At 40.1% G+C, this 21,689-nt stretch carries 15 protein-coding genes; 10 read left to right on the forward strand and 5 right to left on the reverse strand.

Annotation, left to right across the window (positions count from 1 at the left end; all coding sequences use genetic code 11):
- Positions 1 to 274: 274 nt before the first annotated feature.
- Entirely contained in the window at positions 275 to 2,881 is a 2,607-nt protein-coding gene (gene clpB, locus HDF25_RS10330; RefSeq protein ID WP_184624679.1) for an ATP-dependent chaperone ClpB, read from the forward strand.
- 97 nt (positions 2,882 to 2,978) lie between these two features.
- Here clpB and HDF25_RS10335 read toward each other — a convergent pair whose 3' ends face one another.
- Positions 2,979 to 3,308, reverse strand: a complete 330-nt coding sequence (locus HDF25_RS10335) for a hypothetical protein (RefSeq protein WP_184624680.1) — start codon at positions 3,306 to 3,308, stop codon at positions 2,979 to 2,981.
- Between the two features lie 343 nt (positions 3,309 to 3,651).
- Here HDF25_RS10335 and HDF25_RS10340 point away from each other — a divergent pair, with 343 nt between their 5' ends.
- Positions 3,652 to 5,925, forward strand: a complete 2,274-nt coding sequence (locus HDF25_RS10340; RefSeq protein ID WP_184624681.1) for a glycosyltransferase family 4 protein — start codon at positions 3,652 to 3,654, stop codon at positions 5,923 to 5,925.
- Positions 5,922 to 6,923: a glycosyltransferase family 4 protein gene (locus HDF25_RS10345; protein ID WP_184624682.1), complete on the forward strand. Its 1,002-nt coding sequence runs from the start codon at positions 5,922 to 5,924 to the stop codon at positions 6,921 to 6,923. Before HDF25_RS10340 ends, HDF25_RS10345 begins: the two co-directional genes overlap by 4 nt.
- Here HDF25_RS10345 and HDF25_RS10350 read toward each other — a convergent pair whose 3' ends face one another.
- Entirely contained in the window at positions 6,924 to 8,405 is a 1,482-nt protein-coding gene (locus HDF25_RS10350; protein WP_184624683.1) for a glycoside hydrolase family 130 protein, read from the reverse strand.
- A 398-nt stretch (positions 8,406 to 8,803) separates the two neighbouring features.
- On the opposite strand from HDF25_RS10350, the gene HDF25_RS10355 reads away from it, so the two are divergent.
- Positions 8,804 to 9,442, forward strand: a complete 639-nt coding sequence (locus tag HDF25_RS10355; RefSeq protein WP_184624684.1) for an outer membrane beta-barrel protein — start codon at positions 8,804 to 8,806, stop codon at positions 9,440 to 9,442.
- A gap of 220 nt (positions 9,443 to 9,662) precedes the next feature.
- Here the strand turns inward: HDF25_RS10355 and HDF25_RS10360 are convergent, their stop codons facing one another.
- On the reverse strand, positions 9,663 to 11,192 hold the full coding sequence (locus HDF25_RS10360) for an IS1182 family transposase (protein ID WP_184624947.1): 1,530 nt from the start codon (positions 11,190 to 11,192) through the stop codon (positions 9,663 to 9,665).
- A gap of 284 nt (positions 11,193 to 11,476) precedes the next feature.
- Between HDF25_RS10360 and HDF25_RS10365 the strand changes: the two genes are divergently transcribed.
- The 6 genes from HDF25_RS10365 to HDF25_RS10390 all read left to right on the forward strand — a co-directional run bounded on the left by HDF25_RS10365 (position 11,477) and on the right by HDF25_RS10390 (position 20,583).
- A complete protein-coding gene (locus HDF25_RS10365) occupies positions 11,477 to 12,055 on the forward strand; it encodes an RNA polymerase sigma factor (RefSeq protein WP_184624685.1) in 579 nt (192 codons plus the stop codon).
- Positions 12,056 to 12,136: 81 nt separating this feature from the next.
- The gene (locus HDF25_RS10370; RefSeq protein ID WP_184624686.1) at positions 12,137 to 13,255 is read left to right on the forward strand and encodes a FecR family protein; all 1,119 of its coding nucleotides are present in this window, start codon (positions 12,137 to 12,139) and stop codon (positions 13,253 to 13,255) included.
- Positions 13,256 to 13,446: 191 nt separating this feature from the next.
- Positions 13,447 to 16,893: a TonB-dependent receptor gene (locus tag HDF25_RS10375; RefSeq protein ID WP_184624687.1), complete on the forward strand. Its 3,447-nt coding sequence runs from the start codon at positions 13,447 to 13,449 to the stop codon at positions 16,891 to 16,893.
- A 10-nt stretch (positions 16,894 to 16,903) separates the two neighbouring features.
- Positions 16,904 to 18,484 carry a RagB/SusD family nutrient uptake outer membrane protein gene (locus tag HDF25_RS10380; protein WP_184624688.1) on the forward strand — a complete coding sequence of 527 codons (1,581 nt, stop codon included), beginning with the start codon at positions 16,904 to 16,906 and terminating at the stop codon, positions 18,482 to 18,484.
- Positions 18,485 to 18,505: 21 nt separating this feature from the next.
- Complete coding sequence (locus tag HDF25_RS10385; RefSeq protein ID WP_184624689.1) at positions 18,506 to 19,579, forward strand: TlpA disulfide reductase family protein; 1,074 nt, start codon at positions 18,506 to 18,508, stop codon at positions 19,577 to 19,579.
- Between the two features lie 131 nt (positions 19,580 to 19,710).
- Positions 19,711 to 20,583, forward strand: a complete 873-nt coding sequence (locus HDF25_RS10390) for a polysaccharide deacetylase family protein (RefSeq protein WP_184624690.1) — start codon at positions 19,711 to 19,713, stop codon at positions 20,581 to 20,583.
- Positions 20,584 to 20,653: 70 nt separating this feature from the next.
- Here the strand turns inward: HDF25_RS10390 and HDF25_RS10395 are convergent, their stop codons facing one another.
- Entirely contained in the window at positions 20,654 to 21,115 is a 462-nt protein-coding gene (locus HDF25_RS10395; protein ID WP_184624691.1) for a 3-oxoacyl-ACP synthase, read from the reverse strand.
- Positions 21,108 to 21,686, reverse strand: a complete 579-nt coding sequence (locus tag HDF25_RS10400) for a nitroreductase (RefSeq protein ID WP_184624692.1) — start codon at positions 21,684 to 21,686, stop codon at positions 21,108 to 21,110. The genes HDF25_RS10395 and HDF25_RS10400 overlap by 8 nt, the downstream gene beginning before the upstream one ends.
- Between the last annotated feature and the right edge of the window lie 3 nt (positions 21,687 to 21,689).

The raw sequence follows: 21,689 nt of genomic DNA on the forward strand, positions 1-21,689 counted from the left end.
TGCAAAGAAACTCATTCAAAATCGAAATACATCAACTTTTCAGGAAACTGAGCCGAAGATGGCATTCTTTAAACCGATCCTGATTACAGTGCATTAATTTCTAACCAGAGGACAATTGAAGGATCTGCGGGTATATTTATTGTAAAAACAGACAAAAATTCAGTACAACTAATTAAAAACCAGACATTTATTCAGTAATAATTATCTTTTAGCGACATAATTTCCGATATTTAAAGATCCTGCGATATGGCATTTCTTTTGTGCCAGCATTGGCATGAACTTCAACAACTTTACTATAAAAGCCCAGGAAGCAGTTCAGCAGGCTTCCGAAATAGCCCAGGGCAACCAGCAACAGGCTATTGAAACAGCCCATTTGCTAAAAGGGTTGCTTACTGTTGATGAAAATGTAGTTTCTTATGTTTTAAAGAAACTGAATGTGAATTTAAATGTACTCAATCAGCAGCTTGATGCTCAGATTGAGAAATTCCCGAAAGTAAGTGGCAGTAATGCTTACTTATCCTCAGGGACTAATTCGGCCTTACAGAAAGCACAGTCTTACCTGAAAGAATTTAAAGATGAGTTTGTCTCTGTAGAGCATCTTTTGTTAGGTATCCTGTCTGTGAATGATAACACCTCTAAACTGTTAAAAGACCAGGGTGTAACAGAGAAAGATCTTAAAAAAGCTATTCTTTCCTTACGTGGTGATAATAGGGTAACCGATCAGAATGCTGAAGCCACTTACAATGCTTTAAATAAATATGCGAGAAATCTGAATGAGTATGCAGAGTCCGGAAAACTGGATCCTGTAATCGGCAGAGATGAAGAAATCCGCCGTGTCATACAGATCCTATCCCGCAGGACCAAAAACAATCCTATTTTAATAGGCGAACCTGGAGTAGGTAAAACAGCTATTGCTGAAGGTATAGCTTTCAGGATTATTAAAGGTGATGTACCAGAAAACCTAAAAACAAAAACAGTTTACTCTCTGGATATGGGTTCCCTTATCGCCGGTGCGAAATATAAAGGAGAATTTGAAGAAAGACTGAAAGCAGTCGTTAAAGAGGTGACCCAGAGTGAAGGAGATATCATCCTGTTTATAGATGAGATCCATACACTAGTTGGTGCTGGTGGCGGCGAAGGAGCGATGGATGCCGCAAACATTCTTAAACCTGCATTAGCTCGTGGTGAATTACGTGCAATCGGAGCTACAACTTTGAATGAATACCAGAAATATCTGGAGAAAGATAAAGCGCTGGAACGTCGTTTCCAGAAAGTAGTCGTAGATGAGCCGGATACACAGGATGCAATTTCCATCCTGAGGGGCCTGAAAGAAAGATATGAAACCCACCATAAAGTAAGGATCAAAGACGAGGCGATTATCGCTGCTGTTGAGTTATCGCAGCGGTATATCAGTGATAGGTTCCTGCCTGATAAAGCCATCGACTTAATGGATGAGGCCGCTTCTAAACTGCGACTGGAAATGGACAGTGTCCCTGAAAATGTGGATGAGCTGGATCGTAAGATCATGCAGTTGGAAATTGAACGGGAAGCGATCAGAAGAGAAAATGATGATAAAAAAGTTAAATCTCTCGGAGAAGAAATTGCAAACCTTTCTGCCGAACGCGATGAGCTGAAAGCAAAATGGCAGGGAGAGAAAGATGTAGTGGATGGGATCAATAATTTACTCGAACAGATAGAGAATTATAAGCTGGAAGCCGACCAGGCGGAGCGTGCTGGGGATTATGGAAAAGTAGCCGAAATCCGTTATGGTAAAATCAAAGAAGCCCAGGATAAGGTTGAACAACTAAAAGTTACTCTTGAAAGTCAGCAGGGCGCAGGCCGTATGCTGAAAGAGGAGGTTACTGCCGATGATATCGCCGGTGTGGTGGCCCGCTGGACAGGTATTCCAGTCACTAAACTGGTTGCCAGTGAACGCGAAAAACTACTGAACCTCGAAGATGAGCTGCATAAACGTGTAGCAGGTCAGGATGAAGCTATTGAGGCTATATCCGACGCAATACGCCGCTCGAGAGCAGGTTTACAGGATAAGCGAAAACCAATTGGTTCATTTATCTTTCTGGGCACAACAGGTGTCGGTAAAACAGAGCTGGCCAAAGCATTGGCAGAGTTCCTGTTCAATGATGATAACGCTTTAACGCGTATCGATATGAGTGAATACCAGGAAAGACATTCGGTATCCAGATTAATTGGTGCGCCTCCGGGATATGTAGGTTATGATGAAGGTGGTCAGCTGACCGAAGCCGTGCGTCGTAAACCTTATTCAGTAGTATTACTGGACGAGATTGAAAAAGCACACCCGGATGTATTTAATATCCTTTTACAGGTATTGGATGATGGCCGTTTAACAGATAATAAAGGCAGACTGGTCAACTTCAAGAATACGATTATCATCATGACTTCCAATATCGGATCACATCTGATACAGGAAAACTTTAAGGAGCTGGATGATGCCAACCGTGATGAGATAATCGCAAAAACTAAAAATGAATTGTTTGAGTTACTTAAACAAACCATCAGACCAGAGTTTTTAAACAGGATCGATGAACTGATTATGTTTACTCCGTTAAACCGCAGCGAAGTCAGGAATATTGCAGAACTGCAATTCAGACATGTACAGGATACCCTGGCTGAAATGGGAGTTGAGATTGAAGCCTCACCCGAAGCGCTCGACTGGCTGGCAGAACTAGGATACGATCCACAGTTTGGTGCCCGTCCATTGAAAAGGGTGATCCAGAAACGCGTATTAAATGAATTATCTAAAGAAATACTGGCAGGAAAAATTGACAAAGACAGTAAAATCAAACTGGATATGTTCGATAACAAGTTTGTATTTCTGAATATGAAAAAAGCAGAGGTTTAAAACTTTTGATTAGATAAACTGGTATTGAATACCGGATCATTGCAAAGAGGATACTGATTGAATTCAGTATCCTCTTTTTGTTTAAAATCAACAGCTTTTACCAGGTAAAAAACACTATTTTAATAATCACCCCTAACCATAATAGTAAGTATAGGTAACCTGGTAATTTATTTAAAATAGGTTTCTCTGCAATCAGACAGATAATTCCCAAAACAGGCAGAATTATCGTCACTCCTACCGCATAAGCCATTGTATTCAACAGCCAGAAAGATGGAATATCTATTTTGTAAACTGCATAAATAACTGCACCAGCACAACCATAAGAAAAAAACACTCCGAAAATATGAAGTATAATCAGTCCCGTCTTTTTTAAAACACTCATCACACAAACTAAGTCATATTTTTCCACAGATAACTTAGTCTTCATAATGAGTATTTAAAATGTAAAATTCGAATCCCCCTCTTTCCTGTCAGCAATCTCCAAAAAAACACGCTAAATCGAATAGATAACAGTCCATTGCTGTTTAACCAGTGATCAAACTCCTGTTCAGAGCCAATTTCCATAAACATGTTACTCCTTTATCTCTGAAACACAGATAAAATACAAAACAATAATCCAAAATTTTGCTTTATAAGAGAGAAAGAACACAAGAGTTGTCTTTTGAACAAAAATTCCATTCCAATTAAGAGTAGAATTTAAACAAAAAATACCATTTCTACTTTTTTGTTTATGCATTCTCATCTGACGACTCCAAATAACAATTATTCAAATGAAGATAGCCTATATATCAACTTACCCTCCGCGTGAATGTGGTATTGCTACATTCAATAATAATCTTTTAAACGCAATCGGTCTCGATACAAGTGAAGTATCCAAAAACAGTTTTGTCGTTGCGCTGGCAGACTCCGAAGACCTTACAGCTTATGAATATCCTCCTGAAGTCAAATACATCATCCGCCAGGAGAATCAGAAGGACTATACCAGGGCTGCAGATTACATCAATACCAGTCTGACAGATGTATGTATCATGGAACATGAATTTGGCATTTATGGCGGTGAAAAAGGTGTTTATGTTTTACCATTGATTGCCCGATTGCAAAAGCCCCTGATTACGATTCTCCATACCATACTTAAAGATCCTTCCTATATGCAATTGACCATGATCAGGGAAATTGCCAAATACTCTTCGAAAATTGTTGTCATGAGCAGCAGGGCAGTCAGTTTTCTGATCACTATTTATGGGATATCTGCGAATAAAATCAAACTCATTGAGCATGGTGTTCCCGATCTCGAATCTAAAAAAGACAATAAAATCAAGAACTCACCGACCTTTAAGAACAAAAAAGTACTCTTCACTTTTGGTTTACTCAGCAGAAATAAGGGATTGGAAACTGTTATCGAAGCGTTACCCGAAATAGTAGAGAAAAATCCTGATGTCATGTATGTCATATTAGGAACAACACATCCTGGGGTGATCCGTAGTTCGGGTGAAGAATACCGCGACAGCCTCAAACGACTGGCAAAAAAACTCAACGTAGAAAACCATCTGATCTTCATTAATAAATTTGTATCAGAGGAAGAGCTGTTTGATTACCTCACTGCAGCTGATATGTACATTACCCCCTATCTTAATGAGGCACAAATTACCAGTGGTACTTTATCCTACGCTGTTGGTGCCGGAGCCGCCGTAATCTCCACGCCTTACTGGCATGCTCAGGAATTACTTGCAGATCAACGCGGAAAACTATTTGATTTCAAAGACGCTAAAGGACTGGCCACCATCGTGAATGAATTATTTGCCAGCAAGGAGCAATTACAGGAACTCAGGAAAAACGCTTATAATTACGGTCTAAATTTGCGCTGGCCAAATATTGGTAAGATTTACATCCAAACCCTAAAGGAAGCTATCTTGCAGGCCAACCAGATTGAGGAAGAGATTAAACCCATTATAGACCCTGATATGATGCCCAGTTTCAGTATGGCCCATATCAAACGTTTAACTGATGATACCGGGATTGTACAACATGCAAAATATGGTATCCCAAATCTTAAAGAAGGGTATTGTCTGGATGATAATTCCAGGGCATTAATTATGGTCATTATGGCCTGGCAACAAAACAAAAGCAAAACTGCACTTGAATTACTGCCGGTTTACCTGAGCTATATCCAATATATGCAATGTGATAATGGCAACTTCAGGAATTTTTTAAGTTTCAAAAGAGAGTATCTGGATGAAGTTGGCAGTGAGGATTCCTTTGGCAGAACAATCTGGGCATTGGGTTATCTGATTAACAACGCACCCAATAATTCCTACAAAGAATTTGCAACCGAGTTGTTTGTAAAATCTGTTCCCCACTTCAGTAAACTAGAACATCTCCGAGGAATAGCTAATACAATGATTGGTTTAAGCTCTTTTTTAAAAGCCCGTCCTTATGATGAACAGATCATTCAAGAGTTCAATCAATTAGCGGTCCCACTCAAAGCTGCCTACCAGGCCAATAAAGAAGCTCAATGGTATTGGTTTGAGCAGAAAATGACTTATGACAATGCGATTTTGCCCCTGGCACTACTCTGTCATTATGAAACAACGCAGAATCAGGACTCTCTGGCAATCGGACTGGAAAGTATGGAGTTCCTGAGTTCAAAAACACTGGATAAAGGTTATCTGAATCCGGTAGGTAATGACGGATGGCTTCCAAATGGTGAAGAAATGGCTTTGTATGATCAGCAGGCGATTGAAACCATGGCTATAGTACTGCTCTATTTTAAAGCTTATGAAATTACCCATGATTTAAAATATATCCGCCAGATGTACCTAAGTTATCAATGGTTTCTTGGCGAAAACAGCCTCCGTCTCCCCTTGTATGACTATGAAACCAAAGGTTGTGGAGATGGTCTCCAAACCTATGGGGTGAACAGAAACCAGGGAGCTGAAAGCACACTGGCCTACTGGGTGTCACATCTGGTTGTACTAAAAGCATTGGAGTTCGAATATGAATACTCTCCCGAAACAGTCATTCAAAAAGAAGAGGTTTCACAATGAAAGTAGCTGTATTATCACCGGTGGCGTGGAGAACCCCTCCCCGCCATTATGGCCCATGGGAACAAATGGCATCTAATCTGACAGAGGGTTTACACCAGGCAGGAATAGATGTCACCTTATTTGCCACAGGCGATTCAGTGACCGCATCGAGATTAAGCAGTGTTGTTGAAAAAGGATATGAGGAAGAACGTAACCAGGATGCTAAAGTCCTTGAATGCCTCCACATCAGTAATCTCATGGAACAGGCTGCCAGCTTCGATCTGATTCACAATCATTTTGATTTTATGCCTCTGAGTTATTCACGGCTGATCAAAACTCCTGTTTTAACAACTATTCATGGCTTTTCATCAGAAAAGATTATCCCGGTCTATCAAAAATATAACCGGGACAGTCATTACGTCTCCATCAGTAAGGCTAACCGTCACCCCGCGCTGACTTACCTGGGGACAGTATATAATGGGCTGGATACCGGGAGTTTTCAATTCAGCCCCTCTTCTGATAACTATCTGCTTTTTTTTGGAAGGATTCATCCTGATAAAGGAACCGCCCAGGCTATACAAATTGCGATCAAAAGCAAAAGAAGATTATTTATAGCCGGGATTATTCAGGATGAAGATTATTACAAAAAACGGGTAGAACCCTATCTGAACGACGACATCCAGTTTTTAGGTGCAGCAGGGCCAGATTTACGGAATGAGCTGCTTGGACGAGCTATAGCCCTGTTACATCCAATCCATTTTGAAGAACCATTTGGATTAAGTGTCGTTGAGGCCATGTTATGCGGAACTCCTGTGATTGCATTTAATAAGGGGTCTATGCCAGAATTGATCCGGCATGGGAATACAGGTTTTTTAGTAAACGATGTCGAAGAGGCAGTGGCGGCTGTCGGTCAGCTTGAACAAATCGACAGACATACCTGTCATGAATGGGCAAAAACCAGATTTTCAAAAGAAAAAATGGTAGAGGATTACCTGAATCTCTACCATCAGATCATTTGATTAAACTTTATTTTCACTGTTTCCTGAGCTTAAAAGTTTGGCCAGCAGTAAAGCAATCTTCACAGTAGCGAAAGAAGAACAATAATCAGACAATCCATAAGGAATAATCAGATCGCCGTTATGAATAATTGATCCGCAGGAGTACAATACATTAGGTACGTAGCCTTCTCTTTCGTCATTATTTGGTATAACCAAAGGTTCAGTCAGCCTGCCAATCTCCTTGGAAGGGTCTTCCAGGTCCAATAAGCTTGCTCCCAGACAATATCTGCGCATCGGACCAACCCCATGTGTAATAATTAACCAGCCAGCCTCCGTTTCTATAGGAGACCCGCAGTTACCTATCTGGATAAATTCCCAGGGAAACTGTGGATGTTGCAACATTACCGGATGATCCCATACAGTAAGTCTGTCAGAATACATCAGATAGTTATTCCATCCGTCTATCCTTGACATCATTACATACTTTCCATTAATTTTGCGCGGAAATAATGCCAGGTTCTTATTCTGAGCACCTACCCCGTGAAGCGGACTTACCTTAAAGTCGTAAAAATCAGTTGTCTGTAAAAGTTTCGGCAAAATCATCGCACCATCGAATGCAGTATAAGTGGCATAATATATCACAGAGCCATCTTCTTTAATAAAACGGACAAAACGTGCATCTTCAATACCTTTTCGCTCAAATTCCGATATCGGGAAGATCACCCGGTCAGAGATATCTGTATCTCTTGAAAAACTTATTTCATGATAAGTATCTGAAAGCCAAAGAACTTTATCATACTCCAGTTTTTTCAGATCCTCAATCTGCAGATTTTTAGAATCGATAATTACTCTTCTGAGTATGGCATAATCAAACTTCTCCTCCAGCTTTAAATCAAGTTCATTCAAAATAGATTGATCAATCATTGTATCAGCAGCCCGCTTGAGAAACAGTTTTTTGTTATAAACTGCATTACGGACTACTTCTGCTTCATCAACATAATTCCCGGAAGGATCAACAGTGATATTTCCACAACAATCAATCAATGCCCTTCTGAACACAACTGAAGAAATATGTCCTTCTCCTACGGCTCTGAAACTAATGATTAAACGCTTTTCTCCCTCTACCAGTTCGGACTGGTCAGGATCTTCCACCACCGAGGGATTAAAAAAAGCAGCAGATTCTATAGAATATTCATGTGTAAAATAGGAGCCAAGCAATAAACGCTGGTATTTACTCAAAGACTCATAATCGATATCCATTGCATCTATACAATACTTAATATTTTTGCAATGGCGGGTCAGAATCTTGGTAATGTTCCTGTGTCTTTTGGAATACTCCTGCAGGATCGGAGAAATCAGCCCAAAGACCTCCTTTGAAGATAAATCCAAAACTCTCCTGATTACCTCTTTTGCCCTCTCCTCTCCATTAAAGAAGAATCTGGCGATTACACGCTTGGGGTCAGGATATACTTTAACCGGTTTTCGTTCTATTAATAATCTCATAATTATAATAACGCTTTTAACACGTATAAAGGTTATATGAATTTACTTTTTATTTAACGAAAACAAGACACCATAATTATCTTATTGATGAGCCGATAAAGAAATGTCCTGAAAACTGACATAAGTGCCTGTTGAAAAGCTGACATTCTAACAAATAAAGTCAAACTGTCTTAAATACTATTTGTTAATTTTACATTAAACTTTTGTTAATTGTCATCACAAAATAATAAAGAGAAATCTAAAACAATTTATCTCACTATCGGATAAGGTTTTACAGAAAATGCCTTTTCCAGTTTGTATGATAAATATTTATTTGGCACCAGTCTTGACTATATGACAAACATAGTCAGAAACTAAAATATAATGTCTGGCTTAGTATTAATTAAAAAAGCAACAAAATGAAAAAATTATTATTATCATTAATCGCAGTTTCTGCATTAGCATTTACAACTCAAGCACAAACTGAAAAAGGTAAATTTATGTTAGGTGGTAACGTTGAATTCGATTCAAACAAACCAAATGGCGCAAGCAAATCAAACACTATATTCAATATCGTTCCAAGTGTAGGTTACTTTGTAACTGATAACTTTGCAATCGGTACAGGTGTTGGTTACGAAAGTGCAAAAAACCACGTTGATGCAACTACTGTAAATGGTGTTAATATTGGTGGAAGCACAACTAAAAATCAAGCATTTGTAGTTGCTCCATTCGCACGTTACTACAAAGGTATCACTGAGCAATTCAAATTCTTCGGACAATTGTCAGTTCCAATGGCATTCGGTAACACTAAAGTAGGTGATGTTGACGGAAACAACTATGCAAAAGTTAGCAAATACAACAACGTAGGAGTTGCTTTATCTCCAGGTTTTGCATTTTTCCCAAGCAAAAAATTCGGTATTGAATTCTCTGTTCAAGGTATCAGCTACAACGACAACACTTTGAAAAACAACAACGGTGATAAAATCGGTGGTAACAAAGATTTCAACATCGGTGCTAACTTCTTTGCTCCTAAATTAGGTGTTCAGTTCTACTTATAGTATGTAGATACTCTACGTAATTTTACAACAAAAAGAAGCCGTCTCATAAGTCAATTATGAGGCGGTTTTTTTATTGTGTAGTTTTTTTGATCTCATAGCTATTTTTAGATGAAGGCCTCAATTCATGTTTATTAGATATTCCGACGAAATTTGGACGTTGATTTGTGGATATATTAATATTCTCTACGATAGCTTAGGAGTAAGCAAGGGGATAAAAGCTTTACGCTTTCCATTTTTTTAAGTTGTGTGCGATGGATAGCAATCCGATTTCTACTTCAGCCTTGTTTATCCCCCTGAGCAGAAATCTTTTGAATCCGCGGTTGGCTTTGATGTGTGCAAATACGGGTTCCACATCAACCGGTCTTTGTTTACGATATTTGAGTCCCTGTTGAGTGTTAAGCCGTTCTCTGGCCTGTTCTTTAGCTCTTCTGAGCTTATGGTTTACCTCGACTATGCGGTTGTCTTTGGCTTTATGGCATACACCCCTGATTGGACAGTTCTGACAGTTTGGTGCCTGGTAGGAACTAATGGTCTGGATATAGCCTGTTTTAGTTTTTCTCTGATGGTCACCAATATGTGTCATTCTCTGTCCCATCGGACACACCAGAAAGTTTCCCTGTTCATTATAGTGAAGACTATCGTTACTAAAGGCTTTTATTCCTTCCTTTTGCTCTTTATCAAAAGTATTATACTTGATATAGGCTTCAATACATTTCTCCTTCAGCATTTCGTAGTTTTCATCTGACCCATAGCCCGCGTCGGCGACTACAGCTTCAGGTTTTTGAGCATACAACGCTTCATACTGATCAAGATGAGGGACAAGGGTCTGATAATCGGTGCTGCTTTGATGAAGCGAATAATTGAGAATGAACTGTTCCTGAGTGCTGATCTGCAGGTTATAGGCTGGTTTAAGCTGTCCGTTGAGCATATGATCTTCCTTCAGACGCATAAAAGTCGCATCGGGATCAGTCTTGGAATAGCTGTTTCTTTCCTCTAGGATTTCTTCCTGCTGCTGGTAACGTTCCAGGTTTTCCGGCCAGTTCTTCTTGGCATAATTCAGCTTTTGTTTCACCTTTTTACTGACTTGCGGCTTATCATCTAGGGCAGCATCGATACGGGCAACGGTCTGTTTGACCTTTTCAGGGTTGATCTGTTCAAAAGTTAAAGGTGCGGTATCTTTTAATTCTTCAGCGGCTATGCCCTGGGCATATTGCCATAATTCATCCAACTGGGATTTGATCTTCTCTTTATTGGTCTTGATGCTTTTGCCCCATACAAAGCTGTAACGGTTAGCGGTTGATTCAATCTTTGTCCCATCGGTAAACACTGCCTCTTTCAAACAAACAATGCCTTCCTGATTAAGCAGTAGTACAATCTGGGAGAAGATCTCCTTTAAAACACCCGAAAGTTTATGGCTGCGAAAGCGGTTGATGGTATTATGGTCTGGCTTTTTCATGCCTAAAAGCCACATGAAATGAATGTTTTGCTGGGCCTGCTCTTCCAGCTTACGGGAGGAATACGTATTGCTCAGGTAACCGTATACCAACAGTTTCAACATCAAACGGGGATGGAAACTGGAGGCACCACCTCCTTTATATTTGCGGTTGATTGGTTTAACGTCTACCTGATCAACAACCTGTTTAACGATCCGAACCGGATGGCCTAAAGGCACCAACTCTTCCAGGCTATAGGGTAAAAATGTCGCCTGGTCCGGATCATAGGGCTTAAAAACTACTTTTCCTGACATGATCTTAAATTACTAAAATTTCACATCAAAAAAAAGAAGCCGCCCCACTTTTGAGACAGCTTCTTTTTGTTGTAAAAACTAATCTTCACGAAATGCAAATTATATCATGGAACCTGTCAATTCCACTTGCAGAATTAAGATTTTATTGTAAATTCGATAAATGGCCTGATAAAAACGAACGACTAAAACGCTTTAAATTATATCAAAATAAAATCTACTAATTAAATAGACTTTATTACATTTGCTCTTGACTATTAAGAAGAAACTAATTTAAACCAAGCTTTGGCATGCCTGACTACAATGCGTATTCGGATATTGAATTGACAGACTTACTCAAAGCTGGGAAACATGACGCGTATGCCGAAATCTATAACCGATATATATTTGTCCTGTTAAACCATGCCCATCATAAATTACGTGACCGTGAAGAAGCCAAAGATGTTGTCCATGAGGTTTTCGCTATGTTATGGTCTAAACGCAAAGACTTGCAAATAAACAATCTCTCTGCTTATCTCTACACTTCGGTACGGAATATCATCCTGAATCAGTTTGTACATAAAACAGTTCAGGATAAATATCTGGTTTCCATCACTCAGTTTGCAAAACAAGGAACGCTGATTACCGATCACCTGGTCAGGGAGCATCAGCTTTCTGAATTAATAGAAAAAGAAATTGCTGCCCTTCCACCTAAAATGCGCAGAGTTTTTGAACTGAACAGAAAGAAACATCTGAGTCATAGAGAAATATCCAGCGTACTCGATATTTCTGAACAGACTGTCAGTAAACATATAACCAACGCCCTGAGAATTCTAAGGACGAAACTGGGTGTTTATATCTACCTGATTTTGCTCTTCCACCACAGATAAAAAATAATTTCATTTTCTTTTACCTGTTCGACCTCCCATTCTTGTCTTACAATTAATTAGGGAATCATAATCCTTAAAGATATGCAGGAAGACAGGTTAAACGAGATCATTCGCAAGTATAAAGCTGGAACAGCTACCGAAGAGGAAAAAGCTTTTCTGGAATGCTGGTATTTACAATATCAGGAACAGGATGATCATTACTATGATTTACAGGAACGACTGGAAGATGCCGAAGAAGTCTGGGGAAGTCTGCAAAAACAAATTCATCAGTCTAAACAATTTATGTACTGGCCAAAAATCGCTGCTGCCATATTAATTGTAGCTTTTGGCAGTATTTATTTTCTCCGCAAAGAAATCTCATCGGTTTCAGATACCCAGCTGGTCAAACAAGATGTTCCTCCTGGTGGAAACAGAGCTGTACTGGTTTTAGGTGATGGCACCAAAATTTCACTGACAGATGCAAAAAATGGAGAAATAGCCGATCAATGTGGCGTTGAAGTTAAAAAATCGGCCGATGGACAGCTTATTTATACTATCAAAGATGAGCAGAACTCATCAGAAAAATTAGATTCCAATATTATTGAAACTCCAAAGGGTGGCCAGTTTCAGATACGTCTGCCAGATGGATCTGCGATCTGGCTGAATGCCTCTTCTTCCCTTAAATATCCGGTAAGCTTTAATGGTGCAAAAGAAAGAAAGGTCGAACTCAAAGGAGAAGGCTATTTTGAAGTCGCTAAAGACAAAACAAAACCTTTTATTGTGACCAGCGGGAATCAGGATGTCAAAGTATTAGGAACACATTTCAATATCAACGCATACAAAGACGAGGCCTGCGTAAAAACAACATTACTGGAAGGAAGTATACAAGTTTCCTGTGAACAGAATACCGAGCTGATCCGTCCGGGTCAGCAGGCTACCCTCAGCAATAAACATTTCAAGATTACTTCCATAGATACCCAGGAAGCCGTAGCCTGGAAGAAAGGCAATTTTGAATTTGACAATGCTGATATCAAAACAGTCATGCGCCAATTGTCCAGATGGTACGACATCGAAGTCAGCTATGATGGAGAACTTCCTGATCTGCATTATTCCGGATCACTGCCCAGAAATAACAATATCTCCGTGATATTAAATATGCTTAAGAAAACAGGAAAAATCAATTTCAAAATTGATAAAAAGAATGTAACGATATGTAAATAACAGATTATAAATCTAAAAGAAAGGAGATCACAGCGAGGAAAAACCTAGACCACAACAACCTGAACCAAATTCCGGTATACAAGAACCGCAGAATGCGCTAACATCCTGCGGCCTATGTTCCATTAAAAGAACATACCGGAAAATTTCAATTAATCTTTCGAATCAAAAAAACTTTAACCTAAACTAAAGGTATGAAACAATTTATACAATCTCAAAAGATTGTAGATGGAGCGGTATGCATTAACCCTAACCAGGTTACCACCCGCCAGTCTATATTGCCCGATCACAAAAGGCAGTGGAAAAAAGCATTATTAACGATGAAAATAATAGGATTTTTACTTTTTGCATTCTGCATGCAGGTAAATGCTGCAGCATATTCCCAGCAGGTTACCCTGAAAAGGACCAAAGTTTCTTTAAAGAGCCTGCTCAGGGAAGTCCTAAAACAAACTGACTATACCCTGCTTTATAGTGAAGAAACTATGAATCAATCAGTGCCTGTTACGATAGACTTGAACCACACCACGCTGAAGACAGCATTGGATCAGATTTTCGCCGGTCAGCCGCTGATTTACAGCATCGAGGAAAAAACAATACTGATCAGCGAAAAAGAAGAAAACGATAGCATACTCAATAAATTTAAAGCCTATTTCGCAAAGATAGATGTGAGCGGAAGAGTTGTTGACGAGTCTAATCTTCCTTTACCGGGTGCATCCGTTAAAGTCAAAGGAACCAAACAGGTTGCACTGACAGATGCTTCTGGAGTATTTAACCTGAAAAATGTACCTGAAAACTCAGTTCTGATTATTTCATTCGTAGGGTATGTGAACAGAGAAGTTAAGGCACAACAGCAATTGGGCAATATACAACTGACTTTGAATCCTGCTAAGCTGGACGAAGTAGTCGTAGTTGGTTACGGTACCCAGGAAAGAAGAGACCTGACTGGTTCAGTAGGAAAAGTAACAGGAGCTACATTAGCCACTCAGCCTGTAGAGAGTTTTGACAAAGCACTTGCTGGCAGAATAACAGGGGTTTATGTGAGCCAGAGCAGTGGCCTTTTAGGTGAGGCTCCTACTATCCGTATCAGGGGAACCAATTCATTAACATCTGGTAGTGATCCATTATATGTCCTGGATGGAATTCCAATTATTACAGGTAACCAGAGTGGTGTTATCACGACCAATCCATTAGGTGATATCAATCCTTCTGACATTGCTAGTATCGAAGTCTTAAAAGATGGGTCTGCATCGGCAATTTACGGTTCAAGAGCAGCTTCGGGGGTAGTATTGATTACCACAAAAAAAGGAGAAAAAGGGAAAACGTCTGTCAATTATGATACCTGGATGGGTTTTGCCCAGACTGCCAAACGCTATAAAATGCTGAACGCAGCACAATTTATAGAGATCAATAACGAGAAATTCACCAATGCCGGCCTTTCACCACAAGCTTTTCCGACTATTGGTCCGGATGGAAAACCTTACGACACAGACTGGCAGAAAGTACTGTTCAGGACAGGTTTTACACAGAATCATAGCTTATCACTAAGTGGAGGTACAGATAAATCCAATTACTTTTTTTCAGGCGGTTATACGGACATCAAAGGTGTTACAGTAGATAATTCCCAAAGAAAATATATGGTAAGAGCCAGTGTCGAACAGAAAGCCCTTGACATATTTACTTTTGGTTTTAACACAGCGATAAGTTATGTGCAGAACCAGGGTCTGAATACTGATCCGGGTGCGCTCAGCGGTAACGTCGGAGCAGGTTTAGTCCTCTTGCCAAATGTTCCTGTTTATAATCCCGATGGATCTTATAATATCTCCGGAAATGCATTAGGTAAAGGAGCCAACAAAATAGGCATTGCCAATGATCTGCCAAATATCAAAGCAGTACTGGATAATAATGTCTATCGTAATCAAAATACCACAATCAACGGAAATGCCTTCGTCAGTGCAAAGATCATTGATGGACTATCTGTTAGATCACAGATTGGTGTAAATGCATTATACGGTGAGGATTATCTTTACTGGAGTCCTTTCCATGGGGATGGGAACAGTACCAATGGTTATCTCTACCAGCAATACAATCCATCCTTTAATTACGTCTGGACAAACAACCTGAGCTACAATAAAACCTTCCATCGCCATAGTTTCGGTGTTGTTGCAGGTACCGAATATCAGAAGACAAGAGTAAGGAACTTCAATGCCTCGGGAACAGGTTTGTCTAATATCTATTTTGGCCCTGAAAATTTAATCTCAGGGACAGTGGCTAATCAATTTGTCGGAGGTGATATTACTGAAAATGCAATCAGTTCATATTTTGGAAGGGTCAACTACAGTTTTGATGATCGCTATCTGTTAACCCTGACCTACAGATCAGATAAACTTTCCAGTCTGGGACCTAACAGTAAGGCAGCTAATTTACCAGGTGTATCTGTTGGCTGGAGATTATCAGACGAAGACTTTTTCAAGAAGTCAAATTCACTCAAATTCATAGATGAACTTAAAATACGGGCAAGTTATGCGAAAACAGGTAATGCCAATATAGGTAACTATCCATTTGCTAACATATACGCTCCAAATACTTATGGTTCTCAAAATGGAGTAGCCTACAGTACATTTGGAAATCAGGGTTTAACTTTTGAAACCTCAAACAAATTCGATGTCGGGCTGGATGCTTCTTTCTTAAAGGGCCGGATTAACTTAACAGCCGATTATTACCGCAACAACAATAATAACCTGATCTTAAAAGTTCCTACTGCTCCTTCACTGGGTGTACCGGGTAACTCTATCGCAGAAAATATCGGTGCATTAACTAACCAGGGATATGAGTTTGCGATCAGTTCTAAAAATATCAAAAGCAGATCCTTTACCTGGACCACTGATTTTAACCTGTCGTTTAACCACAGTAAAATCACTGATCTTTACCAGGGACAGGATATTCTTTACTCAGCTACTTTATTCCGTGTTGGCCTACCCAGAAATGAGAACTTTTTATATCAATCGGCAGGTGTAAACCCCGCCAATGGAAATCCATTGTTTATTAAAGCCAATGGACAGATTGTACAGGGTAATATTCCAAACACCACTTATTACCTCTATGACCCTAAAAACCCGGCAGATATTTCTACTCCCGCTACCCTTTCTGCTTCAGACAGAAAGCCTTCCGGTACCTTTACCCCAACCTACTTTGGTAGTTTGAATAATACTTTTACCTATAAAAACTTTGATCTGACATTATACTTTGTCTTCTCAGGAGGTAATAAGATTTTGAACAGTGACCTGGCAGGTTTCGTCACAGATAACAGTTTTGAAAACAGTTCGGTTGCGATCTTAAACCGCTGGACTACACCAGGACAGATTACCAATGTTCCGAGGTTATATTCAGGAGGCAGTGCTTTTCATACAGCATCAACAGCCTATTTAGAAAACGGAGATTTTATCCGGGCACAGCAGTTTAAACTTGGTTATTCTTTACCAACCAATTTGATTAACCATATCAAACTGAGTAAAGTACATGTTTATGCCTCTGTTGACAATGCCTTCCTGATTACAGGATACAAAGGTCTTGACCCTGAGGTTAGTGCGGGTAGTAACCCCAGACCAAGAACAATAATTTTTGGATTAAATGTTGGATTCTAATAAGCACAAAATGAGATATTTTCAACCGATCATCAAAAACACAGGGATAGCCATTGCACTTGTTTGCACTCTGCTAATAAGCTCCTGTAAGAAATTCACCGATCTGCAACCTAAGGATGCGTTGCCCTCTACCGTTACCTTCAATACAGCCGCTAATGTCGAACTGGCTGCAATAGGAATATACGGAACTGCTCAGGCTGATATTTTTAATGGCAATGAAATCATTAATAATGAAATGCGCGGGGAGGATATGATAGCCAGTGGGTTTACACCCACTATTTACGTAAGCAGTTTCATTACCACTGACGGTACTGTCAGCAGTGCATGGACCAGACTTTATGCTGTAATCAACCAAACCAACACTTTTATTGATGGGGTGCACGCTGCCCTGGCAAAAGGGATACTGACTACAGCAACAGCTGCATCCTACGAAGGAGAGGCCAGGTTTATGAGAGCCCTGGCACATCATGAACTGGTCATCAATTTTGCCCGTCCGTACCTGGATAATTCAGGTGCTAATCCTGGTGTACCTTACCGTACCATTGCCGTAAATACACCTGCCGGATTAAACGCTGCACTACTGGTTGACCGCGGAACAGTTAAAGATGACTATACCCAGATTTTAGCAGATCTTGATTATGCTGAAGCCAATCTGTCAGCGGGTAATCCTGCCCACCCGATCAGCCGGGCCAACAAAGGAGCTGCAATTGCACTAAAAACAAGGATCAAACTCCATATGGGAGACTGGCAGGGCGTAATTACCGAAGCAACCAAATTAGGTGCTACAGGTACCTCAGGTTCTTATACCAGTCCAATCGGAAGCTACAAGCTTACACCTAGTCCGGATGGTCCTTTCTTAAATAATAGCGGAAATACAGAGTCCATCTTCTCTATAGAAAACAGCAGCAGTTCCAATTCAGGAGTTAATACTGCCCTGCCGGCCCTCTTTGGTTACACCGATGGAAATGGCCGTGGCTGGTATATTACCAGTCCGAATTTATATAATGCTTCATTCTGGGTTTCGAGCGACCTGAGAAGGAAATTATTACAAATCCAGAATACCAGTGACGGATCGCCAAAATTCTCTTTCAATAATAAATATCGCGACCAGGCCAATCTGACAGACTGGACTCCGATTATCCGTTATGCCGAGGTACTGTTAAATGCAGCTGAGGCCTACTCACGTAATTCTCCATCCGACCCACAAGCATTGAGCCTGCTGAATGCCGTACGTAACCGTTCAGTAGCCGCAGCAGATCAGTATACTAGTAGTTCATTTACTACACCAAATGCGTTAACACAGGCTATTTTAAATGAAAGACGCATTGAATTTACAGGTGAAGGTTTACGCTGGCCGGATCTTCAGCGTCTGTCAAAAGATCAGAACTTTTCAGCTGGTGGTATCCCGGCAAAAGTCTCTTATACCGATGTCAATCCAGATGGTTCAGACTATGATATAGTGAACCGTCCGGTTGCCCCTACCCGGATAGCTGCTATACCTTATACCGATCACCGGTTTATCTGGCCTATACCACAAACCGAAACTATTACTAATCCGCTCCTCGCCAAAGAACAGAACCCAGGTTATTAATTCATTTTAAATCATTAAGTTATGAAACTAAAAAACACCTTGCTCTTAGCTCTTTCAGCACTGGCCATTCAGGCCAGTGCACAGGAAAGCACTTACACCATATCCGGACATCTGGAAGGCCTGAAAGATCACTGGATCTATAAAGGGAGAGATTCTGCCGAAGTCAAAAATGACCGGTTCAGCTTTACCGGAAAAACAGCTGAACCCGAAATGACCCAGCTATATACCAAATCTGACTCCCGTGTTTACCTTGTGTTTTTTGTAGATAAAAATACCACTACAACTATTGAAGGAAAAGCTGCCTCCTCTGGTCAGGCTAAAATCACAGGCCCAACAGCACAGGCAGATTTAAATCGCTTAAATGCCTTATCGAAAACAATTGATGCAGAAAAGGAAAAATTATATGCCGAATATGAGGCTGCCTCTAAAGCAAAAGACAAGGACAGACTGGCGGCAGTAGAAAAGAAAATTGACCTTATAGATCAGCAGTCTGAAGCTAAATCCAAAGAGTTTATCAAACAGAACCCTAAAAGTTTTGTAAGTGCTTACCAGATTAAAGAACTGGAATACAGCAACAGCGGTGAAACCCTCGAAGCCTTATTTAAAGGGCTCGATCCATCTATTCAGAAATCAGCTTTAGGTATCAAACTGGATGAAACAATTGCCATCAAGAAAAAAACCAGTGTTGGTAAACTAGTGATGGAATTTTCACAGCCTGATACACTGGGGAAACCAGTAAGCGTATCTTCTTTTAAAGGAAAATATGTATTGCTTGATTTCTGGGCAAGCTGGTGCGGTCCTTGCCGTGGAGAAAACCCTAACGTACTAAAAGCCTATAATCAGTTTAAAGACAAAGGATTTACTGTTTTCTCTGTTTCTATTGATGAAAACAGAGAAAAATGGCTTAAAGCGGTTAAAGAAGATCAATTGCCATGGACACAGGTTTCGGATTTGAAAAGGAAAAATGCGGCAGCCGAACAATTCGGGATACATGCTATTCCTTCCAATTTCCTGCTTGATCCAAACGGGAATATCGTTGCAGTCAACCTCAGAGGAGACGCATTGCTCAAAAAACTGGAAGAAGTCATTAAGTAGTTCTTTGCTGTTATTACTCCAAATATCCCCTGTCGGCATGTTCTTCAGGGGATATTTTTATTTAGGTCAAATAGCTTGCACTTTTACCCGCCTATTTCCTAATTTAGCAGCTGACACATAAAAATGCCTTAATGAAGAACTATATTTTAACCATGACCGCCGCTGCGCTATTTTTAAGTGCCGGCTGTCAGTCCAAATCACAGGACAAAGCTAAAGACAATGTTAAAGACAGCACAGCTGTTACCCCTGCACAAAATAAACCCTCCACAGCTAAACAGGTAGATATTTCGAAAGTTAAAGTTGCCGATGCCAAAACAATTCTGGCCCGTAAACAAGTACCTGTATTATGTTATCACCAGATCCGCGACTGGAGACCAAAAGATTCAAAAGCAGCTAAAGACTACATTATACCAATCGATGTGTTTAAGTCACATATGAAAATGCTGGCAGACAGTGGTTATCACACCATCCTGCTGGATCAGTTATACGATTACCTGAATAATGGTACTCCATTACCTTCTAAACCGATTGTACTGACTTTTGACGATACAGATCTGGATCAGTATACTATTGCTGAGCCGACAATGAAAAAATATGGGTTCAAAGGAGCTTTCTTTGTGATGACTGTTTCTCTGGGCAGACCAAATTACATGAGTAAAGCACAGGTTAAAGACCTGTCAGATAAAGGAAATGATATCGGTTCACATACCTGGGATCACCATAACGTCAAAAAATACCAGGGTAAAGACTGGGAAATCCAGATTGATAAACCTACCAAAACCCTCGAAGCTATTACAGGTAAAAATATTCACCATTTTGCTTATCCATTTGGCTTATGGAATCCTGAAGCTATTCCTGAATTGAAGAAAAGAGGTTTCAAAAGCGCTTTTATCTTATCGACTAAACGTGATGAGAAAGATCCATTGTTTACTATCAGAAGAATTATAGCAAGTGGATACTGGAGTCCAAAAACACTAAGCAATAGTATTAAAAACAGTTTTTAATACTTTAAACACATTAAAAAAGCCGTTTCATTTTGTTGTGAAACGGCTTTTTTAATGGAAAGAACTGAAATTAATCTATTCTTTGAATGGTATATTCATTCTTGTTAAAGCTGAAAGATTCCCCTGCTTTTTTACCCGTCAGTAATTGTCCGATCGGAGAAACTGCCGAAATAGCAAAAATCTGCTGTTCATCGATCTTCAGCTGCCCCACACTGATACTGATATAAAATATCCCGTTCGAAGTATAAACAAGGCTTCCGTTTTTAGCCGTATCACCCTGAACTGCCTCTTCCAAAGAAGATAACAGAGCCAGATTTTGTCTGGCATCCAGCAATAACCCCTTATTTCTGGCGATATCCTGCTGCATCATTTCGCGCGTGGTTTCAAACTTATCACCCGCACTACTTTTTGTATCGTCATTACTGGCTTCCTGTGCCTGCTGTAAAGCAGTTTCAGCAGTATTTATTCTTTGCAGGATAAAATCCATGCAAGACTGATATAATTTTGCTTTTAGTCCTTCCATCTTAATCATTAACCCATCTTACTTTCTCTTCCATAGGTGTCCGCTTTGGTAAGCGCGGTTCCTCCTGGTGAAAGCCCATGTAAAACAATCCAAAACATTTTTCATTTTTCTCCAGTTTCAGATAATCACCCAACTGGCTGATCGTCCCGGGAGAACTCCAGTAAGCACCTATCTTCAAGGCTTCGGCTGTCAATGCCATATTCTGCACTGCACAGGCAAAAGCTGCGATTTCCTCCCATTCGGGGATAATATCAGGATGCAGCTGGGCATTCAGGACAATGACACAGCTTGACTGTGTAGCCTTCTCAATGATGGCCTCATATTTTTTCTGAAGGAATTGTGACTCAGGAGTCTCTTCCTCATATAAACGGGCCAGTTCTGCACCTAGCTTGCGTTTTCCTTCGTTACGGAAAACAATGAACCTCCAGGGTTGTGTTAATTTATGTGTAGGTGCATAATTAGCACTTTCCAGTACCTGGCGGATCAATGCTTCAGGGATTTCTTCCTGTGTATAACTTGGCGGGAAAATGCTCCGCCTGCGCTGTATAATAGAACTCAGTATTTTTATTTCATTCTCCATAAT

Source organism: Pedobacter cryoconitis (assembly GCF_014207135.1).
Lineage (GTDB): Bacteria > Bacteroidota > Bacteroidia > Sphingobacteriales > Sphingobacteriaceae > Pedobacter > Pedobacter cryoconitis_D.